The 18,478-nt window shown below is 67.8% G+C and carries 20 protein-coding genes; 13 read left to right on the top strand and 7 right to left on the bottom strand.

Going from position 1 to position 18,478, the window contains the following annotated elements; all coding sequences use genetic code 11:
* Positions 1-50: 50 nt before the first annotated feature.
* The 11 genes from coxB to ACW18A_RS12910 all read left to right on the top strand — a co-directional run bounded on the left by coxB (position 51) and on the right by ACW18A_RS12910 (position 10,544).
* Positions 51-1,055 carry a cytochrome c oxidase subunit II gene (coxB, locus tag ACW18A_RS12960; protein ID WP_492022130.1) on the top strand — a complete coding sequence of 335 codons (1,005 nt, stop codon included), beginning with the start codon at positions 51-53 and terminating at the stop codon, positions 1,053-1,055.
* A 19-nt stretch (positions 1,056-1,074) separates the two neighbouring features.
* Positions 1,075-2,766 (top strand): cytochrome c oxidase subunit I, encoded by a 1,692-nt coding sequence (gene ctaD / locus ACW18A_RS12955; protein ID WP_492022129.1) that lies wholly within the window; start codon positions 1,075-1,077, stop codon positions 2,764-2,766.
* Between the two features lie 65 nt (positions 2,767-2,831).
* The gene (cyoE, locus tag ACW18A_RS12950) at positions 2,832-3,806 is read left to right on the top strand and encodes a heme o synthase (protein ID WP_492022128.1); all 975 of its coding nucleotides are present in this window, start codon (positions 2,832-2,834) and stop codon (positions 3,804-3,806) included.
* A gap of 4 nt (positions 3,807-3,810) precedes the next feature.
* Positions 3,811-4,017, top strand: a complete 207-nt coding sequence (locus tag ACW18A_RS12945; protein WP_492022127.1) for a hypothetical protein — start codon at positions 3,811-3,813, stop codon at positions 4,015-4,017.
* Entirely contained in the window at positions 4,017-4,595 is a 579-nt protein-coding gene (locus ACW18A_RS12940) for a cytochrome c oxidase assembly protein (RefSeq protein ID WP_492022126.1), read from the top strand. Before ACW18A_RS12945 ends, ACW18A_RS12940 begins: the two co-directional genes overlap by 1 nt.
* Positions 4,596-4,654: 59 nt before the next feature.
* A complete protein-coding gene (locus tag ACW18A_RS12935) occupies positions 4,655-5,527 on the top strand; it encodes a cytochrome c oxidase subunit 3 (RefSeq protein WP_492022125.1) in 873 nt (290 codons plus the stop codon).
* Between the two features lie 8 nt (positions 5,528-5,535).
* On the top strand, positions 5,536-5,931 hold the full coding sequence (locus ACW18A_RS12930) for a DUF983 domain-containing protein (RefSeq protein WP_492022124.1): 396 nt from the start codon (positions 5,536-5,538) through the stop codon (positions 5,929-5,931).
* Positions 5,932-6,073: 142 nt separating this feature from the next.
* Complete coding sequence (locus tag ACW18A_RS12925) at positions 6,074-6,802, top strand: SURF1 family protein (RefSeq protein WP_492022123.1); 729 nt, start codon at positions 6,074-6,076, stop codon at positions 6,800-6,802.
* A gap of 70 nt (positions 6,803-6,872) precedes the next feature.
* Complete coding sequence (locus ACW18A_RS12920) at positions 6,873-8,084, top strand: M16 family metallopeptidase (protein WP_492022122.1); 1,212 nt, start codon at positions 6,873-6,875, stop codon at positions 8,082-8,084.
* Between the two features lie 188 nt (positions 8,085-8,272).
* Positions 8,273-8,860, top strand: coding sequence for a GNAT family N-acetyltransferase (locus ACW18A_RS12915; RefSeq protein WP_492022121.1), 588 nt, complete (start codon positions 8,273-8,275; stop codon positions 8,858-8,860).
* 16 nt (positions 8,861-8,876) lie between these two features.
* Complete coding sequence (locus tag ACW18A_RS12910; RefSeq protein ID WP_492022120.1) at positions 8,877-10,544, top strand: putative bifunctional diguanylate cyclase/phosphodiesterase; 1,668 nt, start codon at positions 8,877-8,879, stop codon at positions 10,542-10,544.
* Between the two features lie 152 nt (positions 10,545-10,696).
* Here ACW18A_RS12910 and ACW18A_RS12905 read toward each other — a convergent pair whose 3' ends face one another.
* The gene (locus ACW18A_RS12905) at positions 10,697-11,266 is read right to left on the bottom strand and encodes a YqgE/AlgH family protein (protein ID WP_492024392.1); all 570 of its coding nucleotides are present in this window, start codon (positions 11,264-11,266) and stop codon (positions 10,697-10,699) included.
* Positions 11,267-11,401: 135 nt separating this feature from the next.
* Between ACW18A_RS12905 and ACW18A_RS12900 the strand changes: the two genes are divergently transcribed.
* Entirely contained in the window at positions 11,402-11,887 is a 486-nt protein-coding gene (locus ACW18A_RS12900) for a peroxiredoxin (protein WP_492022119.1), read from the top strand.
* A gap of 109 nt (positions 11,888-11,996) precedes the next feature.
* On the opposite strand, the gene ACW18A_RS12895 is transcribed toward ACW18A_RS12900, so the two are convergent.
* The 5 genes from ACW18A_RS12895 to ACW18A_RS12875 form a co-directional block, all read right to left on the bottom strand.
* Positions 11,997-13,925 carry a hybrid sensor histidine kinase/response regulator gene (locus ACW18A_RS12895; protein ID WP_492022118.1) on the bottom strand — a complete coding sequence of 643 codons (1,929 nt, stop codon included), beginning with the start codon at positions 13,923-13,925 and terminating at the stop codon, positions 11,997-11,999.
* Between the two features lie 157 nt (positions 13,926-14,082).
* Positions 14,083-15,120 (bottom strand): quinone-dependent dihydroorotate dehydrogenase, encoded by a 1,038-nt coding sequence (locus tag ACW18A_RS12890; protein ID WP_492022117.1) that lies wholly within the window; start codon positions 15,118-15,120, stop codon positions 14,083-14,085.
* Positions 15,121-15,567, bottom strand: coding sequence for a DUF952 domain-containing protein (locus tag ACW18A_RS12885; protein WP_492022116.1), 447 nt, complete (start codon positions 15,565-15,567; stop codon positions 15,121-15,123).
* Positions 15,567-16,079, bottom strand: a complete 513-nt coding sequence (locus ACW18A_RS12880) for a SixA phosphatase family protein (protein WP_492022115.1) — start codon at positions 16,077-16,079, stop codon at positions 15,567-15,569. The genes ACW18A_RS12885 and ACW18A_RS12880 overlap by 1 nt, the downstream gene beginning before the upstream one ends.
* A gap of 9 nt (positions 16,080-16,088) precedes the next feature.
* On the bottom strand, positions 16,089-16,868 hold the full coding sequence (locus ACW18A_RS12875; RefSeq protein ID WP_492022114.1) for a class I SAM-dependent methyltransferase: 780 nt from the start codon (positions 16,866-16,868) through the stop codon (positions 16,089-16,091).
* A 47-nt stretch (positions 16,869-16,915) separates the two neighbouring features.
* Between ACW18A_RS12875 and gloB the strand changes: the two genes are divergently transcribed.
* Positions 16,916-17,644, top strand: coding sequence for a hydroxyacylglutathione hydrolase (gene gloB, locus ACW18A_RS12870; protein WP_492022113.1), 729 nt, complete (start codon positions 16,916-16,918; stop codon positions 17,642-17,644).
* A gap of 7 nt (positions 17,645-17,651) precedes the next feature.
* Here gloB and ACW18A_RS12865 read toward each other — a convergent pair whose 3' ends face one another.
* Complete coding sequence (locus ACW18A_RS12865; RefSeq protein WP_492022112.1) at positions 17,652-18,434, bottom strand: DUF4908 domain-containing protein; 783 nt, start codon at positions 18,432-18,434, stop codon at positions 17,652-17,654.
* Positions 18,435-18,478 lie beyond the last annotated feature (44 nt).

Here is an 18,478-nt window from a genome sequence, read left to right as displayed (position 1 = left end):
GAGTGAATCTCAAATACTTGATGCAGATGACTTTGATGAGGATTTCTCGCATGGGACTGGGCACACGAGCCCTGAGCAAGGCCGGTGGCGTTCTGGCCTCCGCATCGCTCGCCGTCTTCTTCGCCACACCGACGTGGGCGCAGGACCTGATGGGCCAGCCGACCCCGGGCGGGATCGGTCTGCAGCCGGCCGCCTCACCGCTGAAGCACGAGGCGCACATCTTCCACGACGCCATCCTGATGCCGATCATCACCGCGATCTGCGTGCTGGTGCTGGGCCTGATCATCTGGATCGCGATCCGCTACAACGCCAAGGCCAATCCGGTGCCGGCGAAGTGGAGCCACAACACCCTGATCGAGATCATCTGGACGGTCCTGCCCGTCATGATCCTGGTCGGGATTTCGCTGTTCTCGTTCCGCCTGCTGTTCGCCTACCACGACATGCCGACGCCCGACCTGACGGTTAAGGCGACCGGCAACCAGTGGAACTGGGCCTATGAGTATCCGGACCAGGGCATCGCCGAATACATCTCGTCCATGCTGCCGGAAGACGAGGCCCGCGCCCAGAACGTTCCGTACCGCCTGGCCGCCGACGAGCCGATCGTGGTGCCGGTCGGCAAGACCGTCCGCGTTCTGGTCACGGCCGCCGACGTCATCCACGCCTTCGCCCTGCCGGCCTTCGGCCTGAAGACCGACGCCGTCCCGGGTCGGGTCAACGAGACCTGGTTCCGCGCCGAGCGCACCGGGATCTTCTACGGCCAGTGCTCGGAACTGTGCGGCGTCGACCACGCCTTCATGCCGATCCAGATCAATGTCGTGACCGAGGCCGAGTTCGCCGCCTGGGTCGCCTCCAAGGGTGGTTCGATGACGCCGAAAACGGCCGCCGAAGCGCCAGGCGGCACCACCGCCCAGGTCGCCGCCGGCACGACCGGCGCCGTGACCGCGACCGACGCCGCGGCTCCGACCGCCCAGACTGCAACCACGCCGACGGCTCCCGCCGCCGGAACCGCTCCCGCTGCGACGGCTCCCGCCGCCGCGGCCCCGGCCGCCCAGTAACCGCGAGCCAGAGACCGACATGGCCACCGACATCACCGCCGACACCCACGCCCCTGATCACTCCGGGCCGGGCCACGACGCCCACGCCGAGCACGACCACAAGCCGGGCTTCTTCACCCGCTGGTTCCTTTCGACCAATCACAAGGACATCGGGACCCTGTACCTGCTGTTCGCCATCATGGCGGGCATCGTGGGCGGCTTCCTCTCCGGACTGATTCGCCTGGAGCTGGCCGAGCCGGGCATCCAGTATTTCGTCGAAGGCGGCCTGATCCAGCAGCTGGGCATCGTCGAGGCGTCCAAGCACGGCTACAACGTCACCGTCACGGCCCACGCCCTGATCATGATCTTCTTTATGGTCATGCCCGCCATGATCGGCGGCTTCGGCAACTGGTTCGTTCCGATCATGATCGGGGCGCCGGACATGGCCTTCCCGCGCATGAACAACATCTCCTTCTGGCTGCTGGTCTCGGCCTGGGTGCTGCTGTGCCTGTCGATGTTCGTCGACGGCGGCCCTGGCAAGGGCTTCGGCGGCGGCTGGACCATCTATCCGCCGCTCTCCACCGTCGGCCACACCGGGCCGGCCATGGACCTGGCGATCTTCTCGCTGCACGTCGCGGGGGCCTCGTCGATCCTGGGCGCGATCAACTTCATCACCACCATCTTCAACATGCGCGCGCCGGGCATGACCCTGCACCGGATGCCGCTGTTTGCCTGGTCGGTGCTGGTCACCGCCTTCCTGCTGCTGTTGTCGCTGCCCGTTCTGGCTGGTGCCATCACCATGCTGCTGACGGATCGTAACTTCGGCACCCATTTCTTCGATCCGGCCGGCGGCGGCGACCCGGTGATGTTCCAGCACCTGTTCTGGTTCTTCGGTCACCCCGAGGTGTACATCCTGATCCTGCCAGGCTTCGGCATCATCTCGCACATCGTCTCGACCTTCTCGAAGAAGCCCGTCTTCGGCTACCTCGCCATGGCCTACGCGATGGTCGCCATCGGCTTCGTCGGCTTCATCGTGTGGGCGCACCACATGTACACGGTCGGCATGAGCGTGAACCTGCGCGCCTATTTCATCGCCGCGACCATGATCATCGCCGTGCCCACGGGCGTGAAGATTTTCAGCTGGATCGCAACGATGTGGGGCGGTTCGGTCAGCTTCAAGACCCCCATGCTGTGGGCCATCGGCTTCATCTTCCTGTTCACCGTCGGCGGCGTGACCGGCGTGGTCCTGTCGAACGCCGGCATCGATTACAGCCTGCACGACACCTATTACGTGGTGGCCCACTTCCACTATGTGCTGTCGCTGGGTGCCGTGTTCGCGATCTTCGCCGGCTTCTACTACTGGTTCGAGAAGATGTTCGGCGTGAAATACAACGAGTTCCTCGGCGCGACCCATTTCTGGATCATGTTCGTGGGCGTGAACATCGTCTTCTTCCCGCAGCACTTCCTGGGTCTGCAGGGCATGCCGCGCCGCTACATCGACTATCCGGAAGCCTATACCCTGTGGAACCAGGTTTCGTCGTGGGGCTATGCCATCACCGCCGTCGGCGTTCTGGTCTTCCTGATCATGCTGGTCGAGGCCGCCGTGCGTCGTCGTCCAGGCGTCGCCAACCCCTGGGGCGAAGGCGCCACGACCCTGGAGTGGACCCTGTCCTCGCCCCCGCCCCACCACCAGTTCAACGAACTGCCGGTGGTCAAGGACGACAGCCACTAGGCCTTCCCTGTTCGTGTTAGGATAAGGGCCGCCTTCCGACCCCGGGAGGCGGCCCCTCTCATTTGATGACCCAAGCCCCAAGCCCAAGCCAAGCCCACGTCCCGTCGACCACCCAGCCGGAAGACTTCTTCCAGCTGCTGAAGCCGCGCGTCATGTCGCTGGTGGTGTTCACGGCCGCGACCGGCCTGGTCGTCGCGCCGGGTTCGATCAATCCGCTGGTCGCCGCCATCGCCATCCTGTGTATCGCCGTGGGCGCCGGTGCGGCGGGCGCTCTGAACATGGCCATCGAGGGCGAGACCGACGCCCTGATGCGCCGCACGCGGGGTCGCCCCGTCGCTGCGGGACGGCTGAAGCGCAACGACGCCATCGCCTTCGGCATCGTCCTGTCGGTCTTTTCGGTCATGCTGCTGGGCATGAACACGAACTGGTTCGCGGCCGGTCTGCTGGCCATGACCATCGTCTATTACGCCGTCTTCTACACCATGCTGCTGAAGCGCCGGACGCCGCAGAACATCGTCATCGGCGGGGCGGCGGGCGCGTTTCCGCCGGTCATCGGCTGGGCCGCCGCGACCGGGGACGCGCCGTGGCAGGCGTGGCTGCTGTTTCTGATCATCTTCCTGTGGACCCCGCCGCACAGCTGGGCGCTCGCACTCTATTCGGCCGGCGACTACGCCAAGGCCGGCATCCCGATGATGCCGGTGGCCAGGGGGGCGAAATCGACCCGGCTGCAGATCCTGCTCTACAGCCTGATCTTCGTCCCGGTCGCGATCGCCCCTGGCTTCGTCGGCATGGGCGACATGATCTACAGGATCGTAGCGATCGTCGGCGGACTGGCCTTCCTGGGCCTGGCCGCCCGTCTGTGGCGGTCCCGCGCCGGAGACGAGCCTGACAAGGCCGAGGCCGTGGGGCGAGAGGCCGCATTGTATGACGTTCGCGCCGAGGCCAAACCGGCGCGGAACCTGTTCGCCTTCTCGATCCTGTATCTCATGGCGCTGTTCGCGGCCCTTCTGGTCGAGAGCTTCGTCGTTCCCGGAACCTGAGCCCATGCCCGCCTATCTGACGCCCGAACAACTCGCCGCACGCAACAAGCGCAGCCTGTGGATCGCCCTGGGTCTGGTGGCCTTCATCGTGCTGATCTTCACCACGACCTTCATGCGGATGCAGGCGAATCTGACGGCCCGTACGGCCCAGGACCGCGCAGTGGCGACGGCCCCGGTCCAGGCCGCGACCATGGCGGAAGCGTCCAGCTGATGGCCGCGCCCCGATCCGCAAAACTGATCGCCCTGCTGTGCGCCGGGGTGGTCGTGACCATGACCGGCGCGGCCTTCGCAGCGGTGCCGCTGTACCGGATGTTCTGCCAGGTCACCGGCTTCAACGGGACAACCATGAGGGCGGACAAGGCCCCGACCGAGACCCTGGACCGGGAAGTGGTGATCCGCTTCGACACCAATGTCCGGGGCCTGCCCATGGTGTTCAAGGCCGAACAGGTCACCCAGCGGGTGAAGGTCGGCGAGACCGGCATTGCCTATTTCGACGTCACCAACACCTCGGACAAGCCGATCCTGGCGCGCGCCAGCTACAACGTCGTGCCTGAGCAGACCGGGGCCTATTTCCAGAAGCTGGAATGCTTCTGCTTCGACGATCAGACCATCGCGGCGGGCGAGACCCGACAGTTCCCGATGCAGTATTTCATCGCGCCCGAGATGGTCGATGACCGCGAGGTCGCGGGCGTCAATGAGATCACCCTCAGCTACACCTTCTACCCCGTGCAGGACGATCAGGGGGCTCCTAATCAGAACGCCTCCCGCAGGGGCACTGGCGCGGGCTGAACACCGACGCTATAGCCCGTTCGAACTTCTCTTCTCTCGCCGATTCAGAGACACGACGCATGGCCCACGCCGCTCCGCACCACGACTATCATCTGGTCGATCCCAGCCCCTACCCGCTGGTCGCCTCCATCGCCACGACGATCATGATGGTCGGTGCCGTGGCCTGGATGAAGGGCCTCTTCGGCATTGAGGAAGGCACGTCATGGCTGTTCTTCACGGGACTGGCCGGCGTGCTCTATTCGGCCTTCGGCTGGTGGGCGGATGTGATCAAGGAAAGCCACAGGGGCGATCACACCCCTGTCGTCTCGATCGGCCTGCGCTACGGCATGGTGCTGTTCATCGCCTCCGAGGTGATGTTCTTCGCGGCCTTCTTCTGGATGTTCTTCGAGATGGCGGTCTTCAACGAAGCCCGTGCCCATATCCCGGAAATCTCCAACTGGGCCGATACCGCCGCCGCCTGGTCGACCTGGCCGCCGAAGGGCATCGAAGTCCTGGATCCGTGGCAGCTGCCGCTGCTGAACACCGTCATCCTGCTGCTGTCGGGCACGACCGTGACCTGGGCGCACCACGCGCTGCAGGTCGGCGATCGCAAGGGCGCCCAGATGGGCCTGATCATCACCGTCGCCCTGGGCGCGCTGTTTACCGCCGTTCAGGTCTATGAATACCAGCACATTCTCCACGAGCACCTGTTCTTCAACGAAGAAGCCGTCAACTCGGGCCTGTACGGTTCGATCTTCTTCATGGCGACGGGCTTCCACGGCTTCCACGTCCTGCTCGGCACCATCTTCCTGGCCGTCTGCCTGCTCCGCCTGCTCGCCGGCCAGTTGACCCCGCAGAAGCATTTCGGCTTCGAGGCCGCCGCCTGGTACTGGCATTTCGTGGACGTGGTCTGGCTGTTCCTGTTCGCCTTCGTCTATGTGACGTTCGGCTAGGGACGGCCTTGGACAGCGGTCCGATCCAACCTGACCCTCTTGCGCCGGCGCGGATCGATACGATCCGCGCCGGTTTGCTTTGCCGCTGCCCGAACTGCGGCAAGGGGCCGTTGTTTTCGGGCTTCCTCAAGGTGGTCGAGCGCTGCTCCGTCTGCGGCTTCGACTTTACCCGGCTGAACACCGGTGACGGTGCCGCCATCTTCATCATGCAGATCGCCGGCGGCCTGGTGGTGTTCGGTGCGCTGTTCGTACAGGTCGCCTACAGCCCGCCGATCTGGGCCATGCTGATCGTCGCCCTGCCCCTGGTCGTCGGCCTGTCGCTGGGGCTGATGCGGCCGGGCAAGGGCTTCATGGTCGCCCTGCAGATGCGCAACCGGGCGGGCCAGGCGCGCAACGATGACTGAGAACGACCAACAATCCTCCCCCGACGGGGGAGGGGGACCACGAAGTGGTGGAGGGGACCGGCCCCGGACACCGAATGCGGAGCAGGCCCCGTTCGTCACGGCGCAAGGCGGCACCGCGCCCCCTCCCCCGACGGCGGAGGACTTGCAACGTGCCCGTTTCCCCATCCTGCTGACCCTGTTCGTCGCCGCATGCCTCGTCGTCCTGTGCGGGCTCGGGACCTGGCAACTGCAACGGCTGTCGTGGAAGGACGGGCTGATCGCCCAGGCCGGGGCGGCGGCCCAGCTCCCGCCCGCGCCGCTGACAGAAGTGCTGACCGCCGTCGACCCGGAATTCAGGAAGGCGCTTGTCGTTTGTCGCGGCCTGCCGACGGCTCCGTTCGTGGAGCTCCAGTCGATCCATGACGGCCAGCCGGGCAGCCGGTTGATCTCGGCCTGCGTGCCGGAAGGGATGACCCTGACCTTCCTCGTCGATCGCGGCTTCCTGGCCGACAGCATTTCGTCCCGGCCCCGGGTGCTGGCCTCGACCCTGCCGCTGGCCATGGCGGTCGAACTCAGGCGGTCGCCTCCGCCGGGCGGGATGACGCCGGAGCCGGCCAATGGCCGCTTCTATGGGCGGGACAACGCCGCGATCGCTGCACAGCTCGGAGCCGGGACGCCTTCGGAGTTCACCCTGTTCGCCCTGACCTCGCCTAATCCGGAGCTGGGAGCACTGGTCGCCTCGGCCCCGCCGGCGGCCTTCTCGAACGACCACCTCGGCTACGCCCTGACCTGGTACGGACTGGCGCTGGCCCTCCTGGGTTTCTATGTGGCTGTGCTCTTCCGACGCAGAAAACCTCCCTCAAGCAACTCCGCACCGGGTGCGGAGCGATAGGGAAAAGGAAAGCCCCCTGACCGCGACCCTTCACACCCTTTCGAACGGCGTCCGCGTCGTCTGCGATCCCATGCCCGGCCTGCGCACCCTGGCGCTGACCGTGGCGGTCAAGGGCGGCGCGAGATGGGAAACCGAAGCGCGCTCCGGCTGGTCCCATCTTCTCGAACATCTCGTGTTCAAGGGCGCGGGCGAAATGGGCGCACGCGACATTGTCGAGCGGATCGAGGCCGAGGGCGGATCGATCAACGCCGCCACCGGTTACGAACGGACCAGTTTTGAAATCCGGGCGCTGGACGGGTCGCTGGGCCTCGCCATGCAGATCGTTTCAGATCTGGTCTTCCGGCCCACGCTCGACGCCGCCGAGATCGAGCGCGAGAAGGACGTCGTCGCCCAGGAGATCGCCGAGGCCTTCGACACCCCCGACGACCATGTCTTCGAAATGGCCCAGACACAGGCCTTTGCCGGTCAGCCTCTGGGGCGACCTATCCTGGGCTCCATCGCCAGTCTGAAACCGGCGGACCGTTCGACCATCGGTGACTGGCGCGCGCGGCTGTATTCGCCCGACCGCATGGTGGTGGCGGTATCCGGCGCGGTGGATGAGACCGAACTGCTGGCCCTGGCCGAGCGCTGGTTCGGCGATGCGGTGGCCCAGCCCGCCGATGCGCCGGAGCCCGCAACCTTCGTCGGCGGGACGGCGGCGCTGACGCGCAAGATCGAACAGGCCAATCTGGTCTTCCAGCTACCCTCGCTGGCGGCGGGAGATCCAGGCATTCCGGCGTTGCGGTTGTTCACCGAAATCCTCGGCGGGGGCATGGCGTCGCGCCTGTTCCAGAGCGCGCGTGAGGAGCGGGGCCTCGCCTATGCGATCGACGCCTATCAGGAGCCCTATGACGACGGCGGGGTGCTGGGGATCTACGCCGGCGCGGCGGCGGACAGGGCAGCGGAGCTGGCCCGGGTCTGCGCCGACGAGATGCGCGACCTGACGCTGAAAGGCCCGACCGACGCCGAACTGTCGCGCGCCAAGGCGGTGCTGAAGGGCGCTCTGTGGATGTCGGACGAAAGCCCTGCCAGCCGCGCGGGCAGGAATGCGGCCCAGACCTTGATGTTCGGCGCGCCCGTGCCGTCTGACGATACGGCGGCGCGCATGGAGGCGGCCGTGGCGGGTGACCTGAAGGCGGTTGGAGAGCGGATCATGTCGTCTGGCAAGGCGGCGACGGCGGTGCTGGGTCCGAAGACCGCAGCGCCGGCAGGCCGGGCGTTCTCCGATAGAGTGGCGACCTGATTTCCCTCTCCCGGTGGGAGAGGGCTTGAGCACACGGCGGCGATAGCCGCCGTTCTCGTGCGAAAGGGTGAGGGTCTGACCTCACCGGTAGCGCACGACCCTCACCCTTTCGGCCGAAACGCCTCGCTTTCGCTCTGCGGGCCTCAAGCCCTCTCCCAACGGGAGAGGGAACAGTCTAACCTCCTCCCATGGCCCTGCTGGACTGGATGACGGATGCGACCGGTCCCGTGGTCGAGGGGGCCGGCGTGCTGCTGCGGCCGCCGCGCACCGGCGACTATAGGGCATGGGCCGATCTGCGGGAGCATTCCCGGGATTACCTGCAGCCGTGGGAGCCGTCCTGGCCCGACGATGACCTGACCCGGGCGGCCTATCGCCGGCGGCTGGGGGTCTATGCGCGCGAGATGGAAGTCGGCCACGCCTGGCCGTTCTTCGTCTTCGATGCGCAGGGGCGGACCCTGATGGGCGCCATTACCCTGTCGAACGTGCGACGCGGCGTCGCCGAGACCGGGACCCTCGGCTACTGGATCGGGCAGCCGTTCGCCGGACGCGGTGTGGCGACGGCGGCCGTTCAGGCGATGAAGGGGTTCGCCTTCCGCTCGGCGCGTCTGCATCGGCTGGAGGCGTCCTGCCTGCCGACCAACCTCGCTTCGCGCCGCGTGCTCGAGAAATCGGGCTTCGTGAAGGAGGGGGAGGCCCGGGCTTATCTTAAAATTAACGGCGTATGGGCAGATCATGTCCTGTTCGGCCTCGTGTCGGAAAACGTCGCCGTGTCCTGAAGGAACGCCTGCACCCGTGACCCCGCGACCCCGCACCATCACCTGGGACGCGACCACGGCCATCGAGGCGCTGGCCGCAGCCGATTCAGCCCTGTGGATCTGGACACCGGGCGACGATCAGATCCGCTTCACCGGGGCGACCCGGTCGCTGGGCCTCGGCCCGCTCGCGCCGGAATGCTCGGGTGCCGCCTTCGTCGCCCTGGCCCTGCCGCAGGACCGTTCTCTGGCCGAACGCATCCTGAAACCCGCCGCAGAGGGGACCGAGGTCGCCGTGCGCCTGCGCATGGGTGCGGCCGAGACCTGCCTGTGGCGTGGTGTCTGGCTGGAGGACGGGTTGCGTGCCGCCGGGATGGTGGCGCTGGAGACCAGGATCGCCGGGTCCGACAAGGATGTGCTGACCGGTCTGCTGGACCGCAAGAGCTTCCTCGGACGCGCCACCGAGACCCTGACTGCGCCGGGCGAATACGACATGGTCGTCGCCGACATCGACCGCCTGCGTCGCCTCAACGAGGCTCTGGGCCACGAGCGCACCGATATGGTGATCTCGGCTCTGGGATCTCGCATGGCCGCCGCCTTCTCGTTTGACGCCAACCCCGCCCGGATCGGCGAGGACGAGTTCGCTGTGCTCGTGCCGCGCGGGGTCGGCAACGCCGCCGATCGGCTCAGGGACGCGCTGGAACAGCCGTTGCGGGTCGCGGGCTTCGACATCTACCCGACCGTCTCGATCGGCTCCGTGACCTTTGAGGGCGGGCCCGACGCGCCGGACGCGGCCGAGCTTCTGCGCCGGGTCGAACTCGCCGTCGGCGCCGCCAAGAAGGCCGGGCGCGGCGGCGCTGCAGCCTACGGTCGGGCGATGGAGTCGGACAGCCTCAGCCGGCTCGCGCTCGAGGCCGACCTGCGCAACGCCTTCGTGCGGGGCGAGATCGAACCCTTCTTCCAGCCGATCGTGAACCTGAACACCGGCGCGGTGGCCGGGTTCGAGGCCCTGGCCCGCTGGCGTCACCCCAAGCGCGGACTGGTGCCGCCGGACGAGTTCCTGGGCCTGACCGACGAGATGGGTCTGATGAACGATCTGGGACTGATGATGATGACCCAGTCGGCGCGTCAGCTGGCGGAGTGGCTGAAGCGCCATCCCTCGGCCGGCAAGCTGTTCTGCAGCGTCAATCTGTCCGTCGGCGAGATCGAACGGCCGAACCTGATCGAAGACGTCGCGCGGGTGATCCAGGAGACCGGCCTGCCAAGGGGCGCGCTGAAGCTGGAGGTCACCGAGGGCGACATCATGCGCGATACGGCGTCAGCCGCCGTGATCCTGCAGAAGCTGAAGGACGTCGGGGCCTCACTGGCGCTGGACGACTTCGGCACGGGCTTCTCCTCGCTGTCCTATCTGGCGCGCCTGCCGTTCGATACGCTGAAGATCGACCGCTATTTCGTGCTGACCATGGACAAGGACGAGGGCTCTGCGAAGATCGTGAAATCGGTCGTCAACCTGGGTCGCGACCTGAATCTGGAAGTCGTCGCCGAGGGGGTGGAGAACGCCGGACTGGCGGCCCTGCTGCTCGACGCCAGCTGCCACTACGGCCAGGGCTTCGGCTATGCGCCTGCCCTGCCGGCGCAGGAGGCCGAGGTCTATCTGAACGAAAGCCTGTCCGACGGCGTTGCGCCGCTGAAGGCTCGATCGGGCTGACTTTCGTCTCCTCCCTATCCAAAGGATGGGGAGGTGGCAGCGAGCCTCTTCGCGAGCTGACGGAGGGGTTCTGGAGGGCGGCAAGAACCCTTCCGTCTCTCCGCTACGCTTGCGTCTCCTCCCCATCTTCGATGGGGAGGAGACGCAAGCGGCTAGGCCCTTCCCGATTGCCCCGACAACATCGCCGCATCGACGCCGAGACCGGCCAGCGCGCGGGACCACTTCGTGTCGAAATCGGTGTCGAACAGCAGCTCCAGATCCGCGTCGGCGGTCAGCCAGACATTCTCGCCCAGCTCCTCCTCCAGTTGACCGTCGCCCCAGCCGGCGTAGCCCAGCAGCAAGGTCGAGCGGCGCGGGCCGGCGAGGGGGTCGGTCATTGCCGCAAGGGCCTCGCGCGTTCCGGTCAGGGCCAGGCCCGTGCCGAACGGCGTGGAGGTGTCGTCGATCATCCAGTCGTCGGTGTGAAGGACGAAGCCGCGCTCCTTCTCTACGGGGCCACCGACCATGACGGGGCGACCTTTGGCGGCCTCGGGGGCGTTGACCGACAGCTTGGTCAGAACGGCCTTCAGGTCGATCCCGGGGGCCGGGCGGTCGACGCGCACGCCCATCGCATGGTCCGGCCCGTGGGCGCAGACCAGGATGACGGCATGTTCGAAGCGGGGGTCGCCGATGCCGGGCATGGCCACCAGGAGTCGGCCAGCGAGGGATTGGAATTCGTCCATGACCGAATGATCGGTGCGACCGCGCCGTTTCGCAAGGCGGTGCGGATCACGTTCGCGCTTGGCGCGGGCCATCTGGCCGCCTATCTGACGAACGTCGGCGCCCGGCGCCTCATCCATCACCCCTTGGAGCCTTCCATGACGATCCAGATCGGCGACCGCATCCCCTCGGCCACCCTGTCGCAGGGCATGCCGGAAGGCCCGAAACCCGTCCAGACGGACGAGTTCTTCAAGGGCAGGACCATCGCCCTGTTCGCCGTGCCGGGTGCCTTCACCCCGACCTGCTCGGCGCGTCACCTGCCGGGCTACGTCGACAACAAGTCGGCGCTGGCGGACAAGGGTGTGGACGTGATTGCCTGCCTGTCGGTCAACGACGCCTTTGTCATGAACGCCTGGGCCGAGAGCCAGAGCCTGACGCCGGACGACGTGGTCATGCTGGCCGACGGTTCGGGCGATTTCACCCGCACCCTCGGCCTCGTGCTGGACGCGCGCGGCTTCGGCATGGGCGAGCGCTCGCAGCGCTACTCGATGCTGGTTGAGGACGGCGTCGTCACCCAGCTGAACATCGAACAGGGCGGCGAGTTCAAGGTGTCCTCGGCCGAGCATCTGCTGGCGCAGCTCTGATCTGAAACACCCGCTCATCCCCGCGAGTGCGGGGGTGGGCGGAGAAGGTGATGAGCCCGGGCGTGTTCACTCCCGAGGAGCGCAGCACCGTCCTGCGTCGGGTGACCGGTCAGGCGGCGGCGATCTCAGCTTCTTCGGCCTCGGAGCTCTCACCCGCCAGCACGTGACTGAGGGCGCCGAGCAGGGCGGTCGGTGTCAGGGGCTTGGACACGAAATAGGTCATGCCGGCGGCCATGCAGGCGGCGATGTCGTCCGGCGAGGTGTCGGCGGTGACGGCGATCACAGGGATCGCGGCGTTCGGGCCGCCGCCGGCGCGCAGCCTGCGGGTCGTCTCGCGACCGTCCAGCTCCGGCATCCGCACGTCCATGAAGATGACGTCGAAGGCCGAGGCCTCGCATTGGGCCAGGGCCAGGAGGCCGTCGGCGGCCGTCGCGATATCGCAGCCCAGCGGCGCGAGGATCAGCTCCACCGCGCGACGGTTGATGTCGTGGTCATCGACGACGAGCACGCGCAGGGGCCGGTCGCCGTCCTCCTCGACCTCGTGGCTGCTCTCGACGGCGGCGACCTCGATCCCGGGTTCGACGACCGGCGGCGCGGCCTCGACGACCGGCGCGACGGGCGCGGGCGCAGCCGACCGGGGCATGCGTGGTGCCAGGCTGCGGACGATGTCGCCCCGGCTTTCCTCGTTAAAGCCCTTGGGGGCGAGAACGATGGCGTCGCCGCGCGGCATCAGGAGCGACAGTGTGAAGGCAGCGCCTTCTCCCGGGCGGCTGCGGGCGGTCAGACGGCCCCCCATCAATTCGGCGAGGTCCTTGCTGATGGTGAGGCCCAGGCCGGTGCCGCCGTGGCGGGCGCTGACGCCCTCCGTGGTCTGATCGAACGGGGTGAACAGACGGGCCAGCTGCTGGCTGGTCATGCCGGGACCGGTGTCGGCCACCTCGATCAGGATGGCGTAGTGGGCCGGCTCCTCGAACCAGGCCCGCAGCCGCAGGGTGACAGAACCCTCGGTCGTGAACTTCATCGCGTTGGAGACGAGGTTGTTGAGCACCTGACGCAGACGCATCGGGTCGCCCTTGACCGAGTGCGGAATGCTGGTGGCGCCCTCGACACGCAGGGTCAGGCCCTTGGCGCGGGCCTCGCCCTGCCAGAACATCAGGGTCTGGGCGATCAGGCCGCGCAGGTTGAAGTCGGTGTTTTCGACCTGCATCCGGCCGGCGTCCAGCTTGGCGTGGTCCAGAAGATCGTCGAGGAGGGCCTTCATCATGATGCCCGCGTCGGTGATCAGGGCGGCCTGGGCGCGGGCCGCGCCATCGGTCGCGCCCCGCTCCAGCTCAGCCGCGCCGGTCAGGATGGCGCTGATGGGGGTGCGAAGGTCGTGGCCAACTGTGGCCAGGAAGACGGAACGACTGGCCATGACACGTTCGGCCTCGGCGCGACGGTGATCGGCGTCCAGGCGGGCGGCGATCTCGGCGTCAGCGGCCTGGTTCATCCGCTCCCAGGTCGACAGGCAGTAAAGACCGAATACCAGGAAGGCGACTGCGGCGGCGGCCACAAAATGGGTCGGGGCACCGTACCAGGCCATCCAGAACGGCGTGGCCAGCATGTAGAGGAAGTGCGGCGTGACGGTGATCGCGAGCACCGCCTTCGAGCGCGGAGAGTTGACCACGCCGTAGATGGCGCCCGAGGCAGCCAGGACGGCGGCACAGACCCCGCCCATGGCACCGCCGGTCAGCCACAGCGGGATCGACAGACTGCCGAACGTGGCGGCGTTAAGGAACAGCATGACCATGCCGGCGGTAGACCGGACAGGTCCCATCCGCTCGACCTTGCCGCTGTTGATGGGGCCGAAGATCAGCAGATCCACCAGCTGGACCGCGAAATAGGCACCGATCCAGAGGCTCGTGAAGGCCCAGCCAAACAGGGGGCTGAAGATCATGGCGGTGGCCACGCCCATGGCCAGGCGTTGCAGCAGGGCCTTGCGGCGGCGGCGTATCGCTGTCGCCCCTGTCGGCGGCGCGTTCGTATCAGCCTCCGACATCACGCCCCCGACAAAACGCGCGGTCTTGCGCCGTGCATAGGGGACTATGGCGCGTTGCCCCTAACGCTCCGTCAACGGCGCCCGAGCCTGTTTCATGCTCTCGCCTGAATCCGGAGCCTGATTCATGGCATCAGCGGAATCGCGCAGCGATTCCCTTTCAGCCGATCAGGTTCCGGGAAACCGCTTCGGCGACGCTCGAAAATCCTTCGGCCCGCAGTCTGGCGGCCAGATCGCGCTTGATCCGACCCACGAGGCCAGGACCGTCGTAGATCAGTGCGGAGTAGATCTGGATGGCGCTCGCCCCCGCGCGGAGGCGCTCCCATGCGTCCTGGCCCGAGGCGATCCCGCCGACGCCGATCAGGGGCATGCGACCCTGGGCCGCCTCGGCCGCGTCGCGCAGGGCGGCCAGGGCCTTGCCGCGGAGGGGCGCGCCGCTGAGACCGCCGGTCTCCCTGCGATCGGGCGACGTCAGGCTGTCGGGTCGGTCGAGGGTCGTGTTGGAGACGATCAGGGCGTCGATCCGGTGAGCCAGGGCCGCCTCGACGATCATGGCGATCTCGGCCGAGGTCAGGTCCGGGGCGATCTTGAGGAAGACCGGAGCGGGCGTGGTGCGGGCCTCGGCGATGCGGCCGAGCAGGTCGTCGAGCGCATCCCGCCCCTGCAGGGCGCGCAGACCCGGCGTGTTGGGCGAGGAGATGTTGATCGTGAAATAGTCGCTCAGGCCGGCGAGGCGCTTGAGGCCGGCGACATAGTCGGCGGCGCGGTCTTCCGTGTCCTTGTTGGCCCCCAGATTGGCGCCGACGACGGTGTCGGGGCGACGCGACAGGTTGTCGGCGAAGGCCTCGAGACCCGCGTTGTTGAAGCCCATCCGGTTGATGATGGCCCGATCCTGCGACAGGCGGAACAGACGCGGCTTCGGGTTGCCGGCCTGGGGCAGGGGGGTGACCGAGCCGCATTCGATGAACCCGAAGCCGAGGCGGGAAAGGCCGTGCAGGGCCTCCCCGTTCTTGTCGAGCCCGGCGGCGAGACCGATCGGGTTGGACAGATTGAGGCCCGCGATCTGCGTCGCCAGGATCGGGTCGTCGGCGCGGGATTTGGGCAGCGGGACCGACTTGAGGGCCGCGATGGCCAGGCCATGCGCGGTCTCCGGATCGAGATTGCGCAGGATGGCCGCGCCGATATCGGGGACGGGCATCTATTCCTCCCCCGTCGGGGGAGGTGGCTCGGAGCGAAGCGGAGAGACGGAGGGGGCGTGCGGCGGAGGCGGTGTCTGGGGTTGGCCCCCTCCACCACTTCGTGGTCCCCCTCCCCCAAGGGGGGAGGAATAGGGGCTGGCCACGGTGACGGCACTGACCGGCAGGGGGCCGTAGATGTGCGGGAACAGGGCACCGCCACGCGAAGGCTCCCAGACGATCGTGTCTTCGAGCACCGTCAGATCGACGGTGAGCAGCATCAGGTTCTCGCGCCCGGCGTAGTGTTTGCGCGCCGTCTCAGCCAGCTGATCGGCGGTCGAGAGATGGATGTAGCCGTCGGTCAGATCGACGGCGGACCCGGCATAGGTGCCCTCAGCCACGGCCCTGCGCCACTCGGCGGCGTCGACGATCTTGTAGGCGACCCCATGCCTCGCTTCCTTGGCGGACATCACCCTTCGGCCCCGCCGCCGAAGGCCTTGGGCGTCAGGAAGCCGTCGTAGACGCAGCGGCCGGCGACATCGACCTCGAAGATGGCCGCCGCGCCGGTCGGGAAGCCGCCCGCCATCCGGTCGAGCACGGAGGGGGAGGCCGCGCTTTCGGTCAGATACTCCATGGCCAGAAGCTGGACGCCCGGATTGTGGGCCATGACCAGGAGGCAGCCCGTCGAGTCCTCAAGGCTCTCGACAAGGCGGCGGATGGTGTCGGTGGAGGCGTCGTAGAGACGGGGTTCGATGCGGACCTCAACGTCGCCGAGCGCATCGTGCATCACTTCCCAGGTCTGGCGCGTGCGGGTCGCGGAGGACACCAGGGCGAGGTCGGGACACAGGCCCTTGTCGGCCAGGATCCGCCCCATCAGGGCGGCGTCGTCCAGCCCGCGCGGCGTCAGGGCGCGATCACGGTCGAGGCCGCTTTCGGCGGCCCGCTCGGTCTTGGCGTGGCGCATCAGGATCAGGCGGTGCATGGCCCGCGCTTAGCCGGGTTCGGCGTCTCTATCCAGCCTGCGAGTCAGAGGATCGGGCGTGAGGTGACCACGGGTGACCGGTTGGGGCTGCAGGCCGGTGACCTCGGCGCGGACGCGCTGGGCCGAGCCGCTCGGCCTGATCCGGGCATAGGCCTGACGCGTCGCCTCCAGCAGGATGACCCCGGCCGCCCCCGGGGCGACGCGTCGGCCGACCTGTTCGAACCCGTCGGCGAGCCCCAGCAGCGGCGTCCACGGCGGGACATAGAGGGTCTGGGACCAGGCGGTGGGCTCCAGTCCGGCAGCGCGGACCAGCCGCTCCAGCTGACCCCGGGTGAACGGGCGGCCGTGGCCGAAGGGGGTGCTCTCGGCGCGGGCCCACATGCCGCCCCGCGCCGCAGCGGCGAGGATGATGCGACCGGCGGGGGCGAGCGCCCTTACGGCCTCGGTCAGCAACTGGGTCGGATCGTCCGCCTCCTCCAGTGCATGGACCAGCAGGACGCGATCGAACGATCCGGCCGCGAAGGGCAGGCGCTTGTCGTCGACCAGAAGCGTGCGGTTTCGGCCGGCGGCGGGCCAGACCTCGACCCCCTGTCCGGAGGGCATGGCGGCGATGACGCGACGGGCGCCCACGAAGGCGTCGAGCCACGGCGTGGCGTACCCGATGCCGAGCACGTCGCAGCCGGGCGCCTCGCCCCAGGCGTCTTCCAGCCGTCGCGCCAGCAGCCGACGCACGAGCGCGCCGGTCGGCTCTCCGTAGAAGGATCGCAGGTCTTCGATGGCGCGACGCATGACCACGCTTATATGGCCATGAGGCTTACCGAACCAAGGACGATGCCATGCCCCTGACCGTTCACCTGTTTCCGGCGCGGACTGACAACTATGCGTTTCTGGCGCGGGACGAGGCGACGGGCACGGTCGCGGCCATCGACACGCCGGATGCCCAGGTGATTCTGGACGGCATCGAGAGCCTCGGCTGGGGCAGGCTCAACCGGATCATCAACACCCACTGGCACCCCGATCACACCGAGGGAAACGCCCGGCTTCAGGCCGAGACCGGATGCGACATCTGGGGTCCGGAAGAGGTGCGAAAGGTCGCGCCGCTGGATCGGGTGGTGGAGGAAGGCGATCTGGTTATGATCGGCAAGACGCCCCTGCACGTGACCGCGACGCCGGGCCATACGCTGGGTCATGTGGTTTTCCGCTCGGTGGCCGACGCCATCGCCTTCACAGGGGACACCCTGTTCCCGCTCGGCTGCGGGCGGCTGTTCGAAGGCACGCCGGAGCAGATGTGGGACAGCCTGGCACGCCTGCTCGCCTGGCCCGACGAGACGGTGCTGTACGGGGCGCATGAATACACCGCTGCCAACGCCCGCTTTACCCTGAGCGTCGACGACCGGACCGAGGTGTTGGCGCACGCCGAGACCATCTTCGCTGCGCGCGAACGGGGCGAGCCGACGGTGCCGACGACGATGAAGATCGAGCGGTCGTTCAATCCCTTCCTGACCGCCGGAAACGCGGAAGAGTTCGCCCGGCGTCGGACGGCCAAGGACAGTTTCGCCGGCTGATCGCCGGTTACTCCCGGGGCGCGACCGCCCGGATGATGCTGGAAGACGACGGCCGTCCGGCCTGGCCTTCGGACGGATTGACGACGACCCGCAGGTCGCCGCGCGCGAAGGTCACCGAACTGCGCGGCCCCTCGACCAGGGTGATGCTGCGAAGCCCGTTGACCCGGTCGCGGAAGGTCGGGGTGCGGGCCATGCGGATCACAGCCTCTGTGGTCACGATCAGGGCGTCGACCATCAGGGCCTCGGACTGTTCGCCCGTCAGGTTGATGACGATCAACCGGCCCAGAGCCTGGCTGACCAGGCTGCCGCGCTGGTTCATCAGGGTGAACAGACGGATCGGGCCGAGCGTCGGCAATTCGAGCGCCGGAGCCGCGCCGACGCGCGAGGCCGGCGAGCCGTTGGGGGCCCGCGCCGTATACAGGGTCAGGCCGCCGTCCGGGGTGACGCGCAGGATCTGGGCGCCCGCATCGTTACGGTAGATGACGTCGCCGCGCGGCGCCGGCGTAGAACGCAGGACCCAGGTCTCTTCCCGGCGCTCGAACCGGAACAGGGGACGCGTGCCCCGGCCGTCGAAGATGAAACGCTCGCCGACTTCCGACGCATACAGGCCGTTAGCCGGCAGGCCGCGCTGGCTGTCGTTCTGGAAGGTCCGGTTCTGCTCGGCCTGGGCGTTGCCGCGCACCTGGGCCTGGGCGGCCGAAGCGAGCATGATCGCCAGAACGACGACGGCGGACGCCATCGCCGCCGGGATCGGCGATCGCGCCGTCTCGTGCCTGACCCTTGAACTCATGACGGAAAGTTTAGAGTGGCGCGCGCGGCGGATTTTGGGCGACG

The sequence above is a fragment of the Brevundimonas sp. AVps5 genome (assembly GCF_058681515.1).
This window is presented reverse-complemented; position numbering and strand designations above follow the sequence as displayed.